Here is an 18,518-nt window from a genome sequence, read left to right as displayed (position 1 = left end):
CTATGACGTATTTGCCTCCCCTAGTCATTCATTCAATCCTAAAAATTGTATGGGGTCATCAATGTCTTCCCATGAATCACTGAGCCCACTTTTTAATCGTTTAATTTTATCAATCTCCGACAATTTACTTAATACAATAAAATCGTGCAACTCAAATTCCGCAATCGATAGGGTTTTTGGATTAAGATGTGACTCTCCAATTAGAGCAATTTCTTTGTATAAATATTTCGCGATTTCTTGTGCCAATTCTTTGCTAAGCTGAATGTTAAGCTTTTGGCCGTTTTCAATTCTAAATTCAGCTTTAGGTGATTTCTCATTTCCAACATGTATTACCTTGCCGTATAAGGTGGTTATTTCACGAATAAGATACGGTTTTATTATCTTAGTTTCTTTCGGTATTTCAGTTGTTAGTACATTATTATAATAACACTCTGCATCACAACCATGATTTCTCAACCAACCACTGAAAGAATTAAGACATTTAATTGCAGTATCGTTAAGTCCTTCACCGTTGCTACTCTTGATAATATCTTTAAGGTTTAGTAGAGCATGGTCGAATTCGTGATTTGGGGTAAATGCCTTTGAAACAAATCCTGCACTTTCTTTTGTTATATCCGATAAAGTTAAATAGTAATCTTTTTCTTTCGAATGGCTTTTATCGTAGCTAAACACAATGTTTTTTAAAGCCTTTTCAAAATAACTTAAAACATCGCCTAGCTCACTAAAAGTGATTTTTGTTGGGTCAATGTTGTTACCAACAAACCTAAGCTTTATAGTATCTGTCTTTAAAAGCTTGTTCAATACTTTACACGTCTATTATTCAAAATCAAATTTAATGAATTTTTTGAACCTTTAAACAAGCTATAACTCATAATTTAATGAGTTATTTTTCTTTTTTATATAGAATATGAGGCATATTTGAGGCACAAACAAGCGTTTTTATGCGTTTCTGTGCGTTTTTGTGCATTATTTACCCAAATAAAAAAGCGACACAAAAGCACTATTTATCTAATTATCAAGTGTTTATGTGTCGCTTTGCAATTTTATTCAGTGATCCCGCTGGGACTCGAACCCAGGACCACCTCCTTAAAAGGGAGATGCTCTACCGACTGAGCTACGGAATCAGTCAAAAACGACCTCGAGAAAACCCCGATACCGTTTTTGAGGGTGCAAAAATAGATTTTTAGATTTTAATGCCAAAAACTAATTCAACTTTTTTTGAAACTGCCATAATCCAATCTGTTTTTTCAAATGCTATGCCTCCATAATGGGCTATATGAATAAGTGAGAATAAGGGCTTTTTAATAATATTACTTTCTAAAAGTGTACAACATCCATGTTTTATTTAGTTCGCTGTTGTATTGCAACAAACCATAATTGGGGGAGAAGTATAAGGAGTCTCTGTAGTAAGGAATCCCTTTAAACTTTGTCAATTCTACAAAAATTACATCGGAATATATTTTTCCATTTATTGTCTTTTCAACCAACGTATCAGCACCATACAATTCGTTGGGATATACTTTTATTACATCGATAGTTGGAAGACAGAACATTCTTCCGACCCAAAATCCTGGTTGGTCAAACACCAAATACTCCTCTGTACCTGAAATGCTAATTGAGATTTTGTCTCGTCCCGGTTTTAGAGTATCCCTATCGCGAGGGAAAGCTTTAGAGTTGCTGTGTTGTATTGAAATGTAACCCTGTCTTGAACAAATATTTGCCTAATCGCCAACATCATGTGTTCCACAACCATTGTAGTCAAACTCGGTGTATCCTCTGCTTGTTATAGTGTCATATACGGTACTGTCCTGTTTTAAGCGGTAAACCCACTGAACTCCCGAATCAAAATCGCAGTATGATTTAATTATAGAACTAAGAGGGAGTAATTACCACAGTCGCAAGGGCCGTCATTCGTACATCTATTAAAGAGAAATGTGAGAGGTGAAAATAGGAGAGATACACTCCAAAGAAGAATGGCTTTATGCTTAACCATCAGCTTTTTCATGTCCAATTTTTCAACAAAGTTTAGGGGAAATCCTGTCTATTCGATAACGCTAATGGTCATATTTTAAAATTATTGTTCAATATGATACCGCACTAAGTTCCATACTTGGCCGTATTCGGGAAATTCTTTACGGATAATGCCTACGCCTTTGGCGGTATAAATAATGGTTTCCGTGGCGTTAAATGCCGTGTTGAAATTGTCGGTCATTTTTATGGTTTCATCATACTTTATGCCTTTTAGCTCGTAGTTATAAACGGGTGTGTCTAAGGTAATTCGTCTAATAGAATGGGGTGATAGGGACGGATCGTTAGTAGAACTAACTACAAAAGGAACCAATAAACACTCTAAATCAATTTCACTATCGGGACTTTTTCCAATTTTAAAGAGATGCATATATGAAGAGGCACCAACAATGTAAAAGAAACTGTCGTTGGGGTTTGTACTCGCTACAAAACGCTCGGTAGTTTCATGGTATGACTCGGAATATTCTTCTATTAGCTCCTCAATGAACGTTGTATCTTTATAACAATAAAAACTATCGGTTGTTCCAGTGCCTTCTTCTTGGTAAATCCAATAAGAACCTTTTTTGTAGTTGCACCAATCTTTTTGTTCTTGACTAAGGTATTGTGTGAGGTAAGTTGGGTCGCCACACGAAGTAAATTGCAACAAGGTAAGGAAGAAAAAAAGTAACCCAAAGAAAATTTTTCATACTCAATTTTTTAACAAAGTTTGGAAGTTTTTTTTGGTAATACAATAGGCGTTTTTGTAATACCTCTAAAACTAATGATTTGACAATGGGTTTTGCCCAATAACTATGCCGCAGGTTGTATGGTTATTATCGGCTATTTTTCATTGCGTTACTTTTTGTCTTGAAACAAAAAGTAACAAAAAATTCAAGACTTGATAGATTTTTCAGCATTTTGCTACGGCTTTTCTGCTAAAAAGAATTTAGGTGCTTCGTGTTTATTAATTCTATTGAATATTTCGTTTCAGCACTTAATTCTTTTTTACGCTCCAAAACCTTGAAAATGCGAAAAATCTATAAGGTCATTCATCCTTATGGAAATCATTTTCAATTCATTTTATTTTAATTGTCGATGCAAAGTGGGTGGTTTTGGCCGGAAACAATGCCGCAAGTCGTATGTTAATTTACTGTAAATGCAAAATAAACCGAAATAGCTGACATTAAATTTCCATTAATCTTTTACCAAGTGGCTTTGATACCATTTCACTATTAATGGAAGCTGCAACACTGGAATTGTAGTCTATCACAACTTTTTTTGAAATGTTGTGTGCTCTTTATACTGTCGGGTGCCGATGGCCTCCATCAGGTGCATCATTCGCGGGTTAAAATCGCCTATCCACGCCAGTTCGCTAAATGCAAGGTGTGGGTCGTTTTTTACCACTTCATACATTTTTATCATCATGCCGCTGGTTATTCCCATGGCCTGAAACTCTGGAACAACTCCAAAAATTAACCCTCTCACAATTTTTATTGGCACTCTTTTTCTATAATACAAAAATTTGAGTTTGCCGAGCCAATTCATATTGCCGTTTACATACTTTAAAATTTGGTTAATCTCTATGATGCTGATGTAAAATGCTGCGGGTTGACCTTTTACATAGGTGAACCATGCTAAATCTTCCCTCAAAACAGGTTTCATGGCATTCATCGTTTTTAACACTTGCTCGTAGCTCAGCGGTTCATAATGCTCGTGTTTTTTCCATGCATTGTTGTAAATGGTCGTAAAATCTCGGGCATATTGCTTGATTTTGTTCTTTTCGATGTGTTTTATTTCAATGTCTCTGTTTTCAAAAATGTTTTTAGACAAGCCATAGGTTTTTTCGTAGTTGAAATATTCGGGAGCAATTTGGTAGGTGTGTTGCACAAAGCTTTGCTCATAACCGCATTGTTCTATCAACGCCTTATAATAGTTTGGATTGTAGTTTTCTTGATACGACGGGCTATCGAAACCGAGCGTGAGTAATCCCCAAAACTTATCGCGGCGGCCATAGTTTACAGGAGCTTCGAAGGTAGAGATGTTCAAATTGTTGAGATGATTTTCGGCTGCGTTAAATAGTGCCTTTGCTGTTTGCAAATCATTTATACACTCAAAAAAACCGATGCCCCCTTTGTTGCCATCGTTTATAAAGGCCGCAATTCGACCGATAAATTGATTGTCTTTTTTAGCCAAAAACAGCGTGGCAGGTTTGCTGCGTTTCCACAGCAGTTTTGTCAACTCCTGTTTTATATGAGGAATATACACGGGGTCGTTGGCATAAATCAATTTAGGGACGTTCAAAAAATGTCCAAAATCGGTATCTGTTTCAACCTGTATTATTTGCATAGCAATTCCAATGTTTTCTGTATTGTTTTTTGCATGATTTGTTGTGGATTTTTACTAAAAACACCCGTTGCTCGGTTAGCCAAAATTACATTGATAGAAATTGCCTTATGCCCCAATAGCTGTGCCAAGCCGTATATTCCGGCGGTTTCCATTTCTACATTTGTAATTCGTTTACCATCCACAGTTATTTTCTCCAATTCAGCAAAAATGTCGAGTGATGGCTTTAAACGTAGCTGCCTGTTTTGGGGAGCATAAAAACCCGGAGTTGTTACGGTAATTCCGGGTGCAAAACTGCCATTAAATAATTCTTCAAGTGTTTGGTGGGCTTCAAAAAATGTAGGTTTTACAGGCAAATCAATGTGTTGAAAAGCTGCCTCCCATTTGGAAATGGTGTTGCTTTTTATTTCAGTTTTGTACCAATTCAAAAGCCCTTCAAGGCCAATGGCAATTTTTGTATAAAGCACGGAGTCAACATCAATAGTTGGTAAAATGCTGCCGGAAGTGCCAAGTCTTACTATGTTTAGTGATGTTAAGTTTTGGTTAATTTTTCGTGAGTTTAAATCAATGTTTACCAACGCATCCAATTCGTTCATTACAATGTCGATGTTGTCGGTTCCCATGCCCGTGCTAAGGCATGTAATTGTCTGATTATTAAATACTCCGGTGTGTGTAACAAACTCCCGATTTTCTTTTTTTAATTCAATTTTGTCGAAAAAAGAACTCACATCAAAAACACGCTTTGGGTCTCCAACGGTTATTATTTTTTGTGCAATCTCGTTGGGTTTTAAAGCCAAATGATACACTGAGCCGTCGGCATTGAGTATTAATTCTGATTGTTTCAAATTAAAAGTATTAATAATACTATTTTCGCGGCAAATAAACACTTTTAGATGGATTCGATAGTAACACCCAAAGACAACATTATTTTGGTTCCAACCGATTTTTCGACATCGGCAAACTTTGCGTTGGAACATTCTGTAGAAATTGCCAAACTGTTTGATAATGAAATAACACTTTTGTATGTGGTGGAAGAAAACTTCTTGACCAACTTATTTGGCAACAGCATTGAAAAAAGTGTAATGCTGGATACCGTTAACAAAAAACTAATCGAAAAAGCTGATGAGCTAAAGGCCAAACATCCGGGACTTATCGTAAATGCAATGGTTCGAGAGGGAAAACCCTATAAAATGATTGTGGAAGCCGCCGAAACATTGGCTTGTGATAGTATTGTGATGGGATATAGTGGCTCGAGCAGCCTCGAATATTTTATGGGTGGCACCACCAACCGAGTATTAAAAAGCTCTCCGGTGCCGGTAGTGGTTATAAAAGACACACCTGCCAAGGTAAAATATGAAAAAATTGTAATGCCCATTGATTTATCTCGCGAATCGCGTCAAAAAGTGAGTTGGGCCACACATCTTGCAAAAAAATACAATTCTGAAATTCATGTTATTATGGAAATGCAGAAGGACGAATTTGCTGTGAACAAAGTGAAAGGAAGTTTGCTACAGGTAGAGAACATGCTGGCAAAAGAAGGAGTAAGGCACGTAACAAAAATATTGGATGATGCCAACTACCCCGACCATTTTGGCAAAGATATTCTTCAATATTGTGAAGAAGTAGGTGCGGACATGGTAATGATAATGACACAGCAAGAAAAGGAATTAAAGGAGTATTTTCTCGGTTCATTTGCCCGACATATCATCGAAAACAGCCGAATTCCGGTAATGGCTATTAAGCCGAAAGAATTACCAATCAATTATTGGGCAACAGAATCGTTTGCCTAAAAAGTGGTTTAGTAGAAAATCAAAAAAACTTGGTCGATGACTTTGTTTAGTTATTTGGCCAAGTTTTTTTATGCATAAACTTTGTGAGCAATAGTTAGAAATGAAAACCCTATTAAAAATACTTTTGGCCGTTGTGGTTTTTGCATTGTTTGCTGCCACATTTTATTATCTCTATAAAAAGTCGGAGAAAAAACCGGTGGTGTATGAGGTAGAAAGCCCACAAATAACCAATATTATCAAAAAAACAGTTGCCACGGGTTCTGTTGTTCCTCGAAATGAAATAGAAATAAAACCGCAATTAAGTGGGATTATTGCTGAACTTTATGTGGAAGCCGGGCAGCAGATAAAATTAGGCGATTTGATTGCAAAAATTAAGGTAATACCCAACATGACCAGTTTAAATAATGCTGAAAATCGGGTAAATAGGGCGGACATAAATTTAAAAGATGCTCAGCAGGCATACAATCGAAATAAAACCTTGCACGATCAAGGCGTGCTTGCGGCACAAGATTTTCAACGCTATCAAACCGCTCTTGAAAGTGCAAAAGAAGAATTGATTGCTGCCAAAGATGCCCTAAAAATTATACGTGATGGCGTTTCGGCCAAAAGCGGAAGTGCCTCTAATACATTGGTTCGGTCAACCGTTTCGGGCACAGTACTCGATGTGCCAGTTGAAGTGGGCAACTCGGTTATTGAGGCAAACACTTTTAATGCCGGAACCACCATAGCCTTTGTGGCCGATATGAAAAAAATGATTTTTGAAGGAAAAGTGGATGAAAGTGAAGTGGGTAAGTTGAAGTTGGGTATGGATTTGATTTTGACACTTGGGGCGGTTGAAGACCAAAAACTCAACGCTAAGTTAGAGTATATTTCTCCCAAAGGATTTGAAGACCAAGGTGCTATTCAGTTTGAAATTAAAGCCGCCATTCAAAACAATTCGGATGTGTATATACGTGCTGGATATAGTGCCAATGCAGATGTGGTGTTGCAAAGGCAAGATAGTGTTTTGGCTATTTCTGAGTCGTTACTTCAATTTGACGATAAAAAGCAACCCTTTGTTGAGGTGCAAACCGGCAATCAGGTTTTTGAAAAAAGAATGGTTAAAGTTGGGCTATCTGATGGCATGAATATTCAGATTTTGGAAGGAGTGACTTTAAAAGATAAAATTAAATCGAAAGCCAAAGAAGATGCTCCTGCAAAAGGCAAACCTGAAGGGATGAAGCGGGGAGGAAGGGCTTCCTAAAGTACTATTCCGTTTCCGGTCGGCCTATTATTTTGCTGTTTAAGTATATCGAATCAAGATTTTCGTCGGGTATATAAGGCTCAAAATTTGCGTCTTCGTTCAAGTCGGGTTGTCCGGCATCAACCCAGGCCGTAAACCATATAGAACCCACAAACTCTATGCTGGCCTGCATTCTTTTCTCTACCATGTCATTCAATTTTTCGTGATAATGGCTGCTGAATTTTTCGGAATACGTTTTCACTGTTTGCCGTCCTCGGGTTTCAAAAGTGTATTTGTTTGACTCTTTAACATATTGGGTGGCCAATTTTTCAAGGAGTAAAACGGAATCTTTTGCGGCAAAACTTTGCTCAAATCTCACCCAAACTTCTGAATCAAGCTGATTGATATAACGGGCTTTGCCAACAAACAAATCATAGTTTTGACCGAATAATTCCGGTAATCTTGATTCCCATAAACCATGTATTCCCTCTTGGCCGGATAGTTGCCCGTCATAATTGTGGGTGCTGTGCAATGGCACGTGCAAATCGGCCACATAATGCCCCAAATCAGCACTAAGTCTCAAAACATTTTTAAAATCACGTTTTTTAAAGGCATCGGTAAGCCAATATTTCATTTTGATAACCTGCCACGGCACAATGCCATGAGCCATAACCGTGTCGAGGCCATATTTTGCAACCGCCGAATCCCAATGGTGTGGCAAGGTGTCTAAGGGTGCAGATTTTTCGTAAAAATCTGCATCCAAAAAGTGTTTGGCGGCCTCATCGGCCACGGCATACCTTCTTTTGTCGGCATTAACGGCCATTTCTCTAATATAGTCAATGTGTTTTTTGTAAAACCCAAACATCTCAGTTGGTAGGGTAAAAACGGCTGCATGATTAATGGTTCGGTGGCCATAAAATCCCCAAGAAACAAGGCTGATGCTGCAAACTATGATGAAAACCTGATGTGCAATTTTTTTCATTGTGTTAGGGCAAATTTAGTGCGAATTCTGATTGGTGGGTTTGCTACAAGCAACAATTAAAACTTATGTTTTACTCCAAATCTTTTTTTGTTTCTTTATAGATGTAATGAATGGTTGGAGGTTGCTTTTCTTGTTCCGATAAATTTTCTTGTTGCTGCATATCCATCCACCATTGTGGCATTTCTTCGTTTATAAAAGGGTCAGGGTCGTCTGAGGGGCCAACATTTCGCAGTATCAACGCCATCAATATGCCAGACACAGCACCGGCCAAATGGCCTTCCCAGCTAATATTTTGCTGCAACCATTCGCTTATTTCCGGGAAAATGCCCCAAACCAAACTGCCGTAGAGAAACACCAGTAGAAGCGATACACCAAGAAGATTTTTGTTTTTTCGAATAAATCCGGTAATCAATAAAAAGAAAATCATACCGTAGATGAGTCCGCTGGCACCAATGTGTGTACTGCCCGTTGAACCCAAAATCCAAGTTCCAATGCCGCTAAGCATCCAAAGCGAAAAAATCATTTTCCAGAAATATTTTTGATAAAAATGAAAAATAAAACCACCCGAAACTATGAGGGGCAGGCTATTTGAAAGCAAGTGCGAAAAATCTCCGTGTAAAAAGGGTGAAAAAATTATGCCTCTGAGGCCAATCAGTTCATGGGGTTTTATTCCGTATTGATTCCAATCGAGATTGTATTTGAAATTGACGAAATAGGCAACCCAAATAAAAACCACCAAAACCGATGGCCAAAGTATGTCATCGATTATCCGTTGAAAAAGTTGCAGCATTATTCTATTGTTATGCTTTGCCATCCATCGCTGTTGGCAATGGCCGAAAGCTTTTGGTCTAAAACGTCCAACTCCGCGGGATGTTCACCAGAAACAACAACTTCTTTATTAATTTTTTTAAAATGATAACCCAAAATAACGCTGGGTAAGTCAGAAACGTGGGCAGGATATTCTTTTTTTAGCGTATCCCATCTAATTTCCTTCATTGCTTTATAAATGCTTTCGGTTTCTTCTTTTGAAAGCTGTTTGCTATAAGTTCCAACTTTTGAAACGAACCTTTCGCCTGTGTAGGTTGCCAAACCCGAGCCATCAATGGTCATCTTAAAAATAGGGCAAGTGCCGTAGCAAGCTGTTTTTTGAAACAAAATGTTCGCATTCTTTTGAGCTTTTTTGCCCGACTGACAAGAAAAAATAAACAATGTCAATAGGCACGAAACACCGACTTTTATGCCGCAAAGTTTCATTTCTGTTTACGTAAATCGGTAATTACAACACCCGGTTTTTTGCGAGGGTCAAACTTGAAAACTGCATCGGCCATTTCTAAGTTTGGAGTAAAACTGGTCACATTGTAGGTGGAGTTGATACCGTTTTTATTTAAAACCGACATTTTCATAATTTTATTAGATGCCTTTTCAATGTCAAGTTTAACCTTGAAGTAAGGTTTGTTTTTATTGGTGGGTGTCAGTTCTATTTTTTGAACTTTTTTACCTCCTGAAATTTCTTCGCCAGTATATTTCGATAAGAAACCGGTTTTGTAAATTGTAAAAATGTCGGCAGGATTAATTTCTTGGGCATTCGCGTCGTAGTCGGTAATTTGACACTCGTTTTCGTCTTTTAAATACGTCCACATTGTTTTTCCGTCGCAGTATATTTCCTGATCGCTCAATTCAATTTTAAACTTTTTAGCCTTTAGGTATAGAGTGCCAGATTCTGAAATGGCACTATTGTTTTGCCCGTTTTGAACTTTAATTGTAAAACCGGCTTTAATAGTTTTATAGGCCTGATACGTTTTGCTTACCCCATCAAGTATTTTTGTTGCTGTTGCATCTTGAGCAATTAGGGTAGTAATGCTGGCTAAAAACACAACTGCCAGCGATAAAGTAATAATAGACTTACGTTTCATAGGTGCAAATTTACGCAAGGTCATTCAAATATTGTTCCAAAGCATATTCATCTGGAAAAAGTACTTGTCGAGCTTTGCTTCCTTCAAATGGGCCAACCACGCCGTTACGCTCCAATTGGTCGATAATTCGGCCTGCTCGGTTGTATCCTATTTTTAATCTTCTTTGCAAAAGGGAGGTGCTACCCTGTTGGTGCTGAACAACTATTCTGGCGGCATCTTCAAATAGTGCATCTCGCTCTCCATCGTCTTCGATATCGGCTGTAGAGCCGGCATCTTCAGCCACTTCAGGCAATTGATAGGCAGAGGCATATCCTCTTTGTTCGCCAATAAAGGAGGTAATAACTTCTACTTCGGGTGTATCTACAAATGGACACTGCAAACGAACAATGTCGCTGCCATTACTAAACAAAAGGTCGCCTTTGCCAATTAACTGGTCTGCTCCGTTGCTATCTAAAATGGTTCGAGAGTCTATTTTGGAACTAACTCTAAATGCCACTCTGGCAGGAAAGTTTGCTTTAATTGTTCCAGTAATAATATTTACTGATGGCCGCTGTGTGGCCAAAACGAGGTGTATGCCAATGGCACGAGCCAATTGAGCCAACCGAGCAATGGGGTGTTCAACTTCTTTTCCGGCGGTCATAATCAGGTCTGCCACTTCATCAATTACCACTACAATGTATGGCAAAAAACGATGTCCTTCTTGAGGATTCAGTTTTCGTTTTTGAAATTTGGCATTGTATTCTTTGATATTTCTAACCAACGCGTCTTGCAAGAGGGCATATCGGTTATCCATTTCTACACAAAGGCTATTTAAGGTTCTGATAACCAATTTGTTGTCGGTAATAATTGCATCTCCCTCTCCTGGAATTTTGGCTAAATAATGCCTTTCTATGCGTTGATATAGGGTAAGTTCAACCTTTTTGGGATCTACCAATACAAATTTCAATTCAGAAGGATGTTTTCGATAAAGCAACGAAACTAAAAGGGCATTTAACCCCACAGACTTACCTTGACCCGTGGCACCTGCCATAAGCAAGTGAGGCATTTTAGCCAAATCGGCCACATACACCTCATTCGAAATGGTTTTGCCCAAACACACTGGTAAATCAAATTTGGAGTCTTGATATTTTTTGCTGGCAATGCCGGAACGCATCGAAACAATCTCCGATTCTTTGTTCGGTACCTCAATGCCAATGGTACCTTTGCCTGGAATAGGTGCAATTATACGAATGCCCAAGGCGGCCAAACTCAGAGCAATATCATCCTCGAGGTTTTTAATTTTAGAAATTTTAATGCCGGGTGCAGGCACGATTTCAAACAGAGTAACAGTTGGGCCTATGGTTGCTTTTATTTGTGATATTTCAATTTTGTAGTTGCGGAGTGTCTCTACAATTAAGTCCTTGCTACGTTTGAGTTCTTCTTCGGTTACCTCAGTTTTTTTGTCGTTATACTCATTCAAAAAGGTGAGATTCGGAAATTTGTAATCTCTCAAATCCAATGTTGGGTCGTATTCGGTGTCGATGGTGTAGTGTTCAGGTTGATTTTCGTCAACTTCTTCTTCTTCAATGATTTCCTCGATAGAAAAATCGAGTTCGTCATCAATGATAATTGGATTTTCCTTTGGTTTAACAATTTCTAATGGATGCTCTTCGAGTGTTTTTTTGATTAAGACTGGATTGGGTTTAATAATGTTATCAGGTTCTAATTCGGGTTCTGTTTTGTATTCTAATTTTATATTGTTTTCTTCAAATAAAGTGTCGTGCCGTTCGTCTAATTCTTCCTCTTCAAAATTAACAGTTGATGGTTTAGAACTAAAAAAACGAGTATTAATTTTTTTGTAAACCATTGCAAACCAATGGTATAGGTCTATGTTGAAGTTCCAAATAAGTATGCTGGCCAAATAGGCGGTTAGAATAAGAATTACTCCTAAAACTCCCACCATAGAATCCAACCAATGATATAATTCGTATCCAAAAAATCCAGCAATGTAAGGGTACGTGTTGTGGAAAATTAAACCTAACAACAAACCAAAAAAGGTAACGGTAAGTATGGCGTATTTTAGAGCAAAGTAGATGTTGAATACTTTTGAGTTGGTATAGATTCTTAACCCGACAAAGGCAGTCAAAAATACAATGGAAAAGGCCGTTAGCCCGAAACCATTATGCACTAATTGAAATGCCAATTTAGCACCCATTAATCGCATCCAATTGGCGGTGGCCTCCGGATATTTCTCAAAATACTGGCTACTGGTTACGGCACTTTCATCTATTTTCCAGGTAAACAGAAAGGATAAAAATGACAAAAACATAAAAATGGAGAACAGGCAAATAATGCCTCCAACAATTTTTCGAGTACGTTCATCTTTTAGCAGCACATGGGTTTTCCATGAGCCGGAATCTGTTTTTTTTGCTGTTTTTGAATTTGTTTTTGCCATTTAATTTTTTGAGCCGCAACCCACAAAATTAAACGCAGAAACAAGCTTTTACTGATATGCTTAATCAAACGGACTGTGGAAAATCAACCAAACACAAACGTTTCACCTTCAATGGCCAAATTTGTGTTGGCAAATACAGTTTTGGCCTCATCCAAAAGCTCTGTCAAATCATCGTATCGGGCAGAGAAATGACCGATAATTAGTTGATTTACAGATGCTTTTGTGGCAAATTGGCCGGCCTCTAAAGCGGTAGAGTGGTGGGTGGCTTTTGCTCTGTCTAAAAAATTATGCAAGTAGGTGGCTTCGTGGTAAAGTGCCGTTGTACCTTTAAATTTTTCAGCCAAATCAGGCCTATAAAAAGTATCTGTTATGTATCCGTAACTTGCTTTTGGAGTTGGTGGAAGTGTGAGTTCTGAGTTGGAGACAATCAGACATTTATTGACCTGAAAATCCGCTCCGGCTTTGATGTTTTTATATTCCTGAATCGGAATTTGATAACGCATGCAGGCTTCTATGTTTAGCTTTCTTTCCTCTTTTTTTTGATTGAATAGAAACGAAAAACACGGCAAACGATGCGAAACAGGAATCATTTGAACCATGAACTCCGTGGTTTGGAGGGTAACTTCTTTTTCAGGAATCAGTTCAATAAACTCTATTTCATACGGAAAATGCGATTCTGAAATTTGGGATAAAGTATCGTGAATACTTTTTAAGCCAATTGGCGAAACAATAATCAATTTTTTGGTTCTATTGTTTAATGACATGGTGTTGAGCAAACCAGGCAATCCTAAAAAATGATCGCCGTGCAGATGTGAAATGAAAATGTATCCAATTTTCTGAAAATTAATGGCATATTTCAACATTCGTTGTTGAATACCTTCGCTACAATCAATCAAAAAATGGTCGCTGCCACAATGCAAATATTGCCCGCTGGGGTTTCGCAATTTTGTTGGCGTTGCCGAATTATTACCTAAAATGGTAAGGCTAATTTCCATGTAGCAAGATTATAAAAAAGGATGGAGAACTACCAAGCCCACCTTAAAACTTTATTTTCGCAACGCGAAATTTATTTTTTTTAAAATTATCGAAAATGACAAAAACAGCTTTAATAACCGGAGCAACATCAGGCATTGGTAAGGCAACGGCCAATTTGTTGGCACAAAATGCCTTCAACCTAATTTTGACCGGAAGAAGAAAGGAACGATTAGAGGAGTTTAAAAAGGAATTAATTGAGAAATATGGTATAGTTGTGACAACCTTGTGTTTTGATGTTAGAAATAACAACGAGGTGGTAACGAATTTGCAACCTTTAATTGAAACCATAGATGTGCTGGTAAATAATGCCGGATTGGCCAGTGGGCTCGACAAATTGCAGGACGGCGATGTGGAGGATTGGGATAAAATGATAGATACAAATGTGAAAGGTTTGCTTTTTGTGAGTCGTCAAATCATACCAAAAATGATTGCACAAGGCCATGGACATATTGTAAATATTGGCTCTATTGCCGGAAAAGAAATTTACCCAAATGGCAATGTATATTGCGGCACAAAACACATGGTAGATGCCCTAAATTTGAGTATGCGTCGCGAACTGGCCGAGCATGGCATTAAGGTGTCAGCGGTAAACCCCGGAGCGGTGGAAACGGAGTTTTCCTTAGTGCGGCTGCATGGCGATGCAGAAAAGGCAAAAAAGGTTTATGAAGGCTTCGAAAATTTGGTAGCCGAAGATATTGCCGATGCCATCTACTACATCATTTCTCGGCCGGAACGGGTAAACATAAATGACTTGGTAATTATGCCTAAAGCACAACCGGCGGCAGGACAAATTATTAGAGATAAAGGATATTGACAAACTATATTTTTTGATATGGATTTTCGAAGCAAAGAGGTTTTAGCATTTATTCATCAGGCATTTGATGAGGACATTAAAGACGGTGACCATTCATCGTTAGCGGCCATACCACAAGGTACGCGTGGCAAGGCCAAGCTTTTGTTTAAAGATAATGGCATTGTGGCCGGAATTAATTTGGCTCAGGTAATTATTACAGAGCTTGACCCCGCGGCCTCTTTCCAAATTTTTAAAAAAGATGGCGATGAGGTAAAATATGGCGACTTAGGGTTTGTGGTAGAGGCCAATGTTCACGCTATTTTGGCTGGTGAACGATTGTTGCTCAATTGTATGCAACGTCTTAGCGGCATTGCTACCTATACGCAACGTTTGGTGAAACTGATGGGCAATTCTACCTCCAAACTTTTGGATACTCGAAAAACAACACCCAACCTTCGATTTTTAGAAAAATGGGCGGTAACTGTTGGTGGAGGTTACAACCACCGCATTGGCTTGTATGATATGATTATGTTGAAAGATAATCATGTTGATTATGCGGGAGGCATAACCAAAGCCGTGGAGCAGACACGAAATTATTTGAAAGAAAAGAATCTTGACTTAAAAGTGGAGGTGGAAACTCGAAATTTAGACGAGGTAAAAGAAGCCTTAAACTGTGTAGGTGTTGACCGGATCATGTTGGATAATTTTACTCCGGCACAAATTGTGGATGCATTGAAAGTGATTAATGGTAAGGTAGAAACCGAAGCCAGTGGAGGAATAAACGAAACAAATTTGGCCGAATATGCCGCCACGAATGTTGATTTTATCAGTATTGGTGCATTGACCCACTCTGTAAAAAGTCTCGACATCAGCTTGAAAGAGACGGATTGATATAGGTTTCTACAAACTTTTTGAGTACATCTTTTGGAATAGAATGTCCGCCTTCAAACCTAAAATGAATAGGGGTAATGCCATTTTCTTCAAAAAAATCCAATTGTTTTTGCCAAGATTTGTCTGTTCTAAAAGGGTCGTTTTCGTCATAAGCCAAATATACATTTGATTTTGAAAAAACAGAATTTCCTTTTTTTAGCTCCAAATCATCCGGAAAAGTACCCGACCATAAAACAATATTTTTTGGAGTAATGTCTGCCATAGCCAACCAACGACAGGCGGTGGCCACACCTTGCGAGAACCCAAAAATTTGCACGGTTTGATTGGGTTTTATGAGGGTTTGGTATAAGTTGGAAAGAAACATTGCGTTGTCCGAAATATCACTTAATCTATCCTCCCGTGTCATCCAGCTCGCAGCCACATCGCCATAAAAACCTTTTTTATAAAACCGATGCATACCCTCTGGAGCTACTATAGCCGTTTGTGGACTCAATAAATCTTCAAAGTTTTGAATAAAATCAATTGCCAACTGGGCATATCCATGCAAAACAATCCAAATTTCGGCGGCAGTTTCAATATTGCCGAGCGTAAAATATCGTGCTGTTTTTTGGGTGGTAAAGTGGTGTGTGGTCATTTTTTTAAGAAACCATATTCGTAAACCTTCGGTTCAATTTTGGATGCGAGTATTTTGAGATTTTCCCTCAATTCTCCAATGAGGCTCATATAGGTTTCGTCCGAACTTTTGTTGTTCATTTTTCCTTTTTCATTTCTACCTTGAAAATGCTCTCTGATGTCGTAAAGGGATGCATTTACATTGCAATGGGGCTGGGTGTGATAATATTTCCAAAGCTCTCTACCCGCATCAAAAACCGCAGTTGCCTCTTGCGAAAATTTTAGTGGTACTTCGTAGTGCGGTTTCGGCTCTAACAAAATGGAAAAAATGTTTGGTGTATCTTCTTTGGGTTTGATTTTCCCCTTTATAAACTGGGTCATAAAATTGCTCTCGAACTTTTCTCTCGAATTGACCTCTATTTCTGTAAATGGTATCCAGTGGTTTGTGCCGTATTTTGAACCAACGTAATTTTGGTTATGAAATAAACTAAAAGCCAGGCAATTATTTTGAAATTCTTTGTCCGTTTCCCAGCCATCGTTTGGAAATAAAAATTGGTCACGGTCATTGAGCCAAGTGGCGGGAATGCAATGTCTTATTGAGAGATAAATGCATGAAACGATAAGATTTACCGGCGTAATTATGAATTTTCCATCTCCTCCTAAAACTATAGTTTCAAAATTTGTAAAACGGATTCTGTTTTGATGTTGAAAATCGTTGCTGTTAAATATTAGTTTAGCTAATGGATTGTTTTTATCCTTAAAAGAAACAAGCCATTTGTTGAGCAGTGTAGAATTGTCATAGGTGGAAAATTCTTTTGTTCCTGTCAGGCATTTATCTCCATCGTAAACATCTGAAATTATTGAACTAAAAGGCTCTTCTCTACCTGAGTCGAATAGCTGAAAGCCAATTGGAAATTGGCCTTTTACATTGTCAAATGTACTTGCAGGAACAACAAAAAGTTTCTCGAGTTTTGCACGGAATAATTGCCTCATTGACAAAAAGTCTGGTGCATTGAGCATTTTTAGTTTTGAAAAACAACCAATTTTACATCCATTTATTTGTATGTAAATCCTGTACAAAAATTGAATATATAATTCGTCCTTTGCTTCTCCTAACTCATCACAATGCCATTTGGTATTGGCCACTCCCAAACCTCTTTTATACGGCGGATTAATATAAACCACCAATTTTTTACGTTTCTTTTCATTGTTGATTATGTCTTGAAGTGGTTTTGGTAGTTTGCTGAAATCATCATTCAAAAAATCAAACTGAAAAACGTGGTCGTCTAATAGGTTTGCACCGTTTTTTATTCGGTCGTGCATTACCTCAACATCTGCTTGGTCTAAGGTACTCGCCCAAATATTGTATTTGTTGGTTAATCCGGCTAATAAATTGCCGGTGCCTGCGGCACAATCCCACACATAATATTCGTCTTGCCAATCCTCGCCTAAAACGTCGGTCAAATATTTTTGTGAAAGCTCTACCCAAATTTGTGGAGTAAAAAAACTGCCTTTACGCTCTCTCACATCTTGAGGAACAAGCAAATCCCTTCGTTCTACAATGTAGTCCCAATATTCTTCGTTCGGCGGTCGTTCATATTTATTCCCAAATTGCGTGTGAGCTATTTGTTTGTCGGTAAAGTCTGTCCTTCTGCTACTGAACATTCCCATGTCATCAATTTTTCGGTCAAGTTCGTAGTGATCGTGATGAAGCAACACAAACAGTTTCTCCTTTAGGGTATTGTTTTCGTGCGATAATAAGTCGGCTAAATAAAAATCGCCATCAATAATCCCATTCTTTTTAGCAGCATCCCAATTTACGGCAATTGTTGGTTTCACGGTTTGCAACCATTTGTTGTAAATTATCATAAAGTTGTTTTTGTCAATTCTGGTCTTGGTCAAACCAAATTTTCCAACCTTAAAATTTGCCTTAATAAAACGAATTAATTCTTTTTCATCGTGGAGATAGTTGAAAAGTAATGCTTCTTTCTCAATAACCTGGGTTACCTTCTCCAAAATAAGTTTAAACTCTCTTGTTTCGTGGTTTGAGGGAGTAACGTTCCAGTTAAAATCATTCAAATAAAAAACGTCATGAATGGCATCGTATGGAACAAAAGCAATTTTTTCTCCATCAAATGCTCCCAACATAGCCGGTGGTAAAAACTTGTCAAAAGTTCGTGCTTTGCCGATGGTTAATATGAGTTGAACAATGGATTTATGTATATCAGAAGACCCCTTTTTGGCCTCCGCCCAAAGAAGAGACTCTTGGTTAAATTGTTCCGTTTGGCTGTGGTGCATACAAACACAGAAGTCCACATTGCCAATTATTTTGGTGCTGTCATACATCCAAAAAAAGTCCTGAGCAATTTTGTTTTTAAGTTCTTCTTCTCGTATGTTCTTATATTTCATTATGGGCAATTGCTTATTTATTGATTAGGTATGCAATTTTTATTTCTGGTGGAAAAATAAGCAAATGGTTTATTAAGTCTCATCATC

The 18,518-nt window shown here is 38.0% G+C and carries 17 protein-coding genes and 1 tRNA gene; 4 read left to right on the top strand and 14 right to left on the bottom strand.

What is annotated here, in order from left to right:
* Positions 1-24 precede the first annotated feature (24 nt).
* The 6 genes from H6607_12245 to H6607_12220 all read right to left on the bottom strand — a co-directional run bounded on the left by H6607_12245 (position 25) and on the right by H6607_12220 (position 5,327).
* A complete protein-coding gene (locus H6607_12245; protein ID MCB9263136.1) occupies positions 25-801 on the bottom strand; it encodes a hypothetical protein in 777 nt (258 codons plus the stop codon).
* 250 nt (positions 802-1,051) lie between these two features.
* Positions 1,052-1,124 (bottom strand) — tRNA-Lys (locus H6607_12240).
* Positions 1,125-1,310: 186 nt separating this feature from the next.
* Positions 1,311-1,553: a hypothetical protein gene (locus H6607_12235; protein ID MCB9263135.1), complete on the bottom strand. Its 243-nt coding sequence runs from the start codon at positions 1,551-1,553 to the stop codon at positions 1,311-1,313.
* Positions 1,554-2,074: 521 nt separating this feature from the next.
* Positions 2,075-2,671 carry a hypothetical protein gene (locus H6607_12230; protein MCB9263134.1) on the bottom strand — a complete coding sequence of 199 codons (597 nt, stop codon included), beginning with the start codon at positions 2,669-2,671 and terminating at the stop codon, positions 2,075-2,077.
* Between the two features lie 602 nt (positions 2,672-3,273).
* Positions 3,274-4,353 carry a hypothetical protein gene (locus tag H6607_12225; protein ID MCB9263133.1) on the bottom strand — a complete coding sequence of 360 codons (1,080 nt, stop codon included), beginning with the start codon at positions 4,351-4,353 and terminating at the stop codon, positions 3,274-3,276.
* Positions 4,344-5,327, bottom strand: coding sequence for a nucleoside phosphorylase (locus tag H6607_12220; protein MCB9263132.1), 984 nt, complete (start codon positions 5,325-5,327; stop codon positions 4,344-4,346). The genes H6607_12225 and H6607_12220 overlap by 10 nt, the downstream gene beginning before the upstream one ends.
* On the opposite strand from H6607_12220, the gene H6607_12215 reads away from it, so the two are divergent.
* A complete protein-coding gene (locus tag H6607_12215) occupies positions 5,244-6,140 on the top strand; it encodes a universal stress protein (protein MCB9263131.1) in 897 nt (298 codons plus the stop codon). The two genes, H6607_12220 and H6607_12215, sit on opposite strands and share 84 nt — an antisense overlap.
* Before the next feature lie 100 nt (positions 6,141-6,240).
* Positions 6,241-7,383 (top strand): efflux RND transporter periplasmic adaptor subunit, encoded by a 1,143-nt coding sequence (locus H6607_12210; protein MCB9263130.1) that lies wholly within the window; start codon positions 6,241-6,243, stop codon positions 7,381-7,383.
* A 4-nt stretch (positions 7,384-7,387) separates the two neighbouring features.
* Here H6607_12210 and H6607_12205 read toward each other — a convergent pair whose 3' ends face one another.
* The 6 genes from H6607_12205 to H6607_12180 form a co-directional block, all read right to left on the bottom strand.
* Positions 7,388-8,344, bottom strand: a complete 957-nt coding sequence (locus H6607_12205; GenBank protein MCB9263129.1) for a S1/P1 Nuclease — start codon at positions 8,342-8,344, stop codon at positions 7,388-7,390.
* A 70-nt stretch (positions 8,345-8,414) separates the two neighbouring features.
* Positions 8,415-9,158 carry a rhomboid family intramembrane serine protease gene (locus H6607_12200; protein ID MCB9263128.1) on the bottom strand — a complete coding sequence of 248 codons (744 nt, stop codon included), beginning with the start codon at positions 9,156-9,158 and terminating at the stop codon, positions 8,415-8,417.
* A complete protein-coding gene (locus tag H6607_12195; GenBank protein MCB9263127.1) occupies positions 9,134-9,559 on the bottom strand; it encodes a hypothetical protein in 426 nt (141 codons plus the stop codon). The genes H6607_12200 and H6607_12195 overlap by 25 nt, the downstream gene beginning before the upstream one ends.
* 35 nt (positions 9,560-9,594) lie before the next feature.
* A complete protein-coding gene (locus tag H6607_12190) occupies positions 9,595-10,257 on the bottom strand; it encodes an outer membrane lipoprotein carrier protein LolA (protein MCB9263126.1) in 663 nt (220 codons plus the stop codon).
* A gap of 10 nt (positions 10,258-10,267) precedes the next feature.
* Complete coding sequence (locus H6607_12185) at positions 10,268-12,691, bottom strand: DNA translocase FtsK (GenBank protein ID MCB9263125.1); 2,424 nt, start codon at positions 12,689-12,691, stop codon at positions 10,268-10,270.
* Positions 12,692-12,774: 83 nt separating this feature from the next.
* The gene (locus H6607_12180; GenBank protein MCB9263124.1) at positions 12,775-13,686 is read right to left on the bottom strand and encodes a ribonuclease Z; all 912 of its coding nucleotides are present in this window, start codon (positions 13,684-13,686) and stop codon (positions 12,775-12,777) included.
* A gap of 95 nt (positions 13,687-13,781) precedes the next feature.
* Here H6607_12180 and H6607_12175 point away from each other — a divergent pair, with 95 nt between their 5' ends.
* On the top strand, positions 13,782-14,540 hold the full coding sequence (locus H6607_12175) for an SDR family NAD(P)-dependent oxidoreductase (GenBank protein ID MCB9263123.1): 759 nt from the start codon (positions 13,782-13,784) through the stop codon (positions 14,538-14,540).
* An 18-nt stretch (positions 14,541-14,558) separates the two neighbouring features.
* Positions 14,559-15,410: a carboxylating nicotinate-nucleotide diphosphorylase gene (nadC, locus tag H6607_12170; protein MCB9263122.1), complete on the top strand. Its 852-nt coding sequence runs from the start codon at positions 14,559-14,561 to the stop codon at positions 15,408-15,410.
* On the opposite strand, the gene H6607_12165 is transcribed toward nadC, so the two are convergent.
* The gene (locus H6607_12165; protein MCB9263121.1) at positions 15,388-16,044 is read right to left on the bottom strand and encodes a phospholipase; all 657 of its coding nucleotides are present in this window, start codon (positions 16,042-16,044) and stop codon (positions 15,388-15,390) included. The genes nadC and H6607_12165 overlap by 23 nt on opposite strands.
* The gene (locus H6607_12160) at positions 16,041-18,431 is read right to left on the bottom strand and encodes a hypothetical protein (protein MCB9263120.1); all 2,391 of its coding nucleotides are present in this window, start codon (positions 18,429-18,431) and stop codon (positions 16,041-16,043) included. Before H6607_12160 ends, H6607_12165 begins: the two co-directional genes overlap by 4 nt.
* Positions 18,432-18,518 lie beyond the last annotated feature (87 nt).

It is taken from the genome of Flavobacteriales bacterium, assembly GCA_020635395.1.
Taxonomy (GTDB): Bacteria; Bacteroidota; Bacteroidia; order NS11-12g; family UBA9320; genus UBA987.
This window is presented reverse-complemented; position numbering and strand designations above follow the sequence as displayed.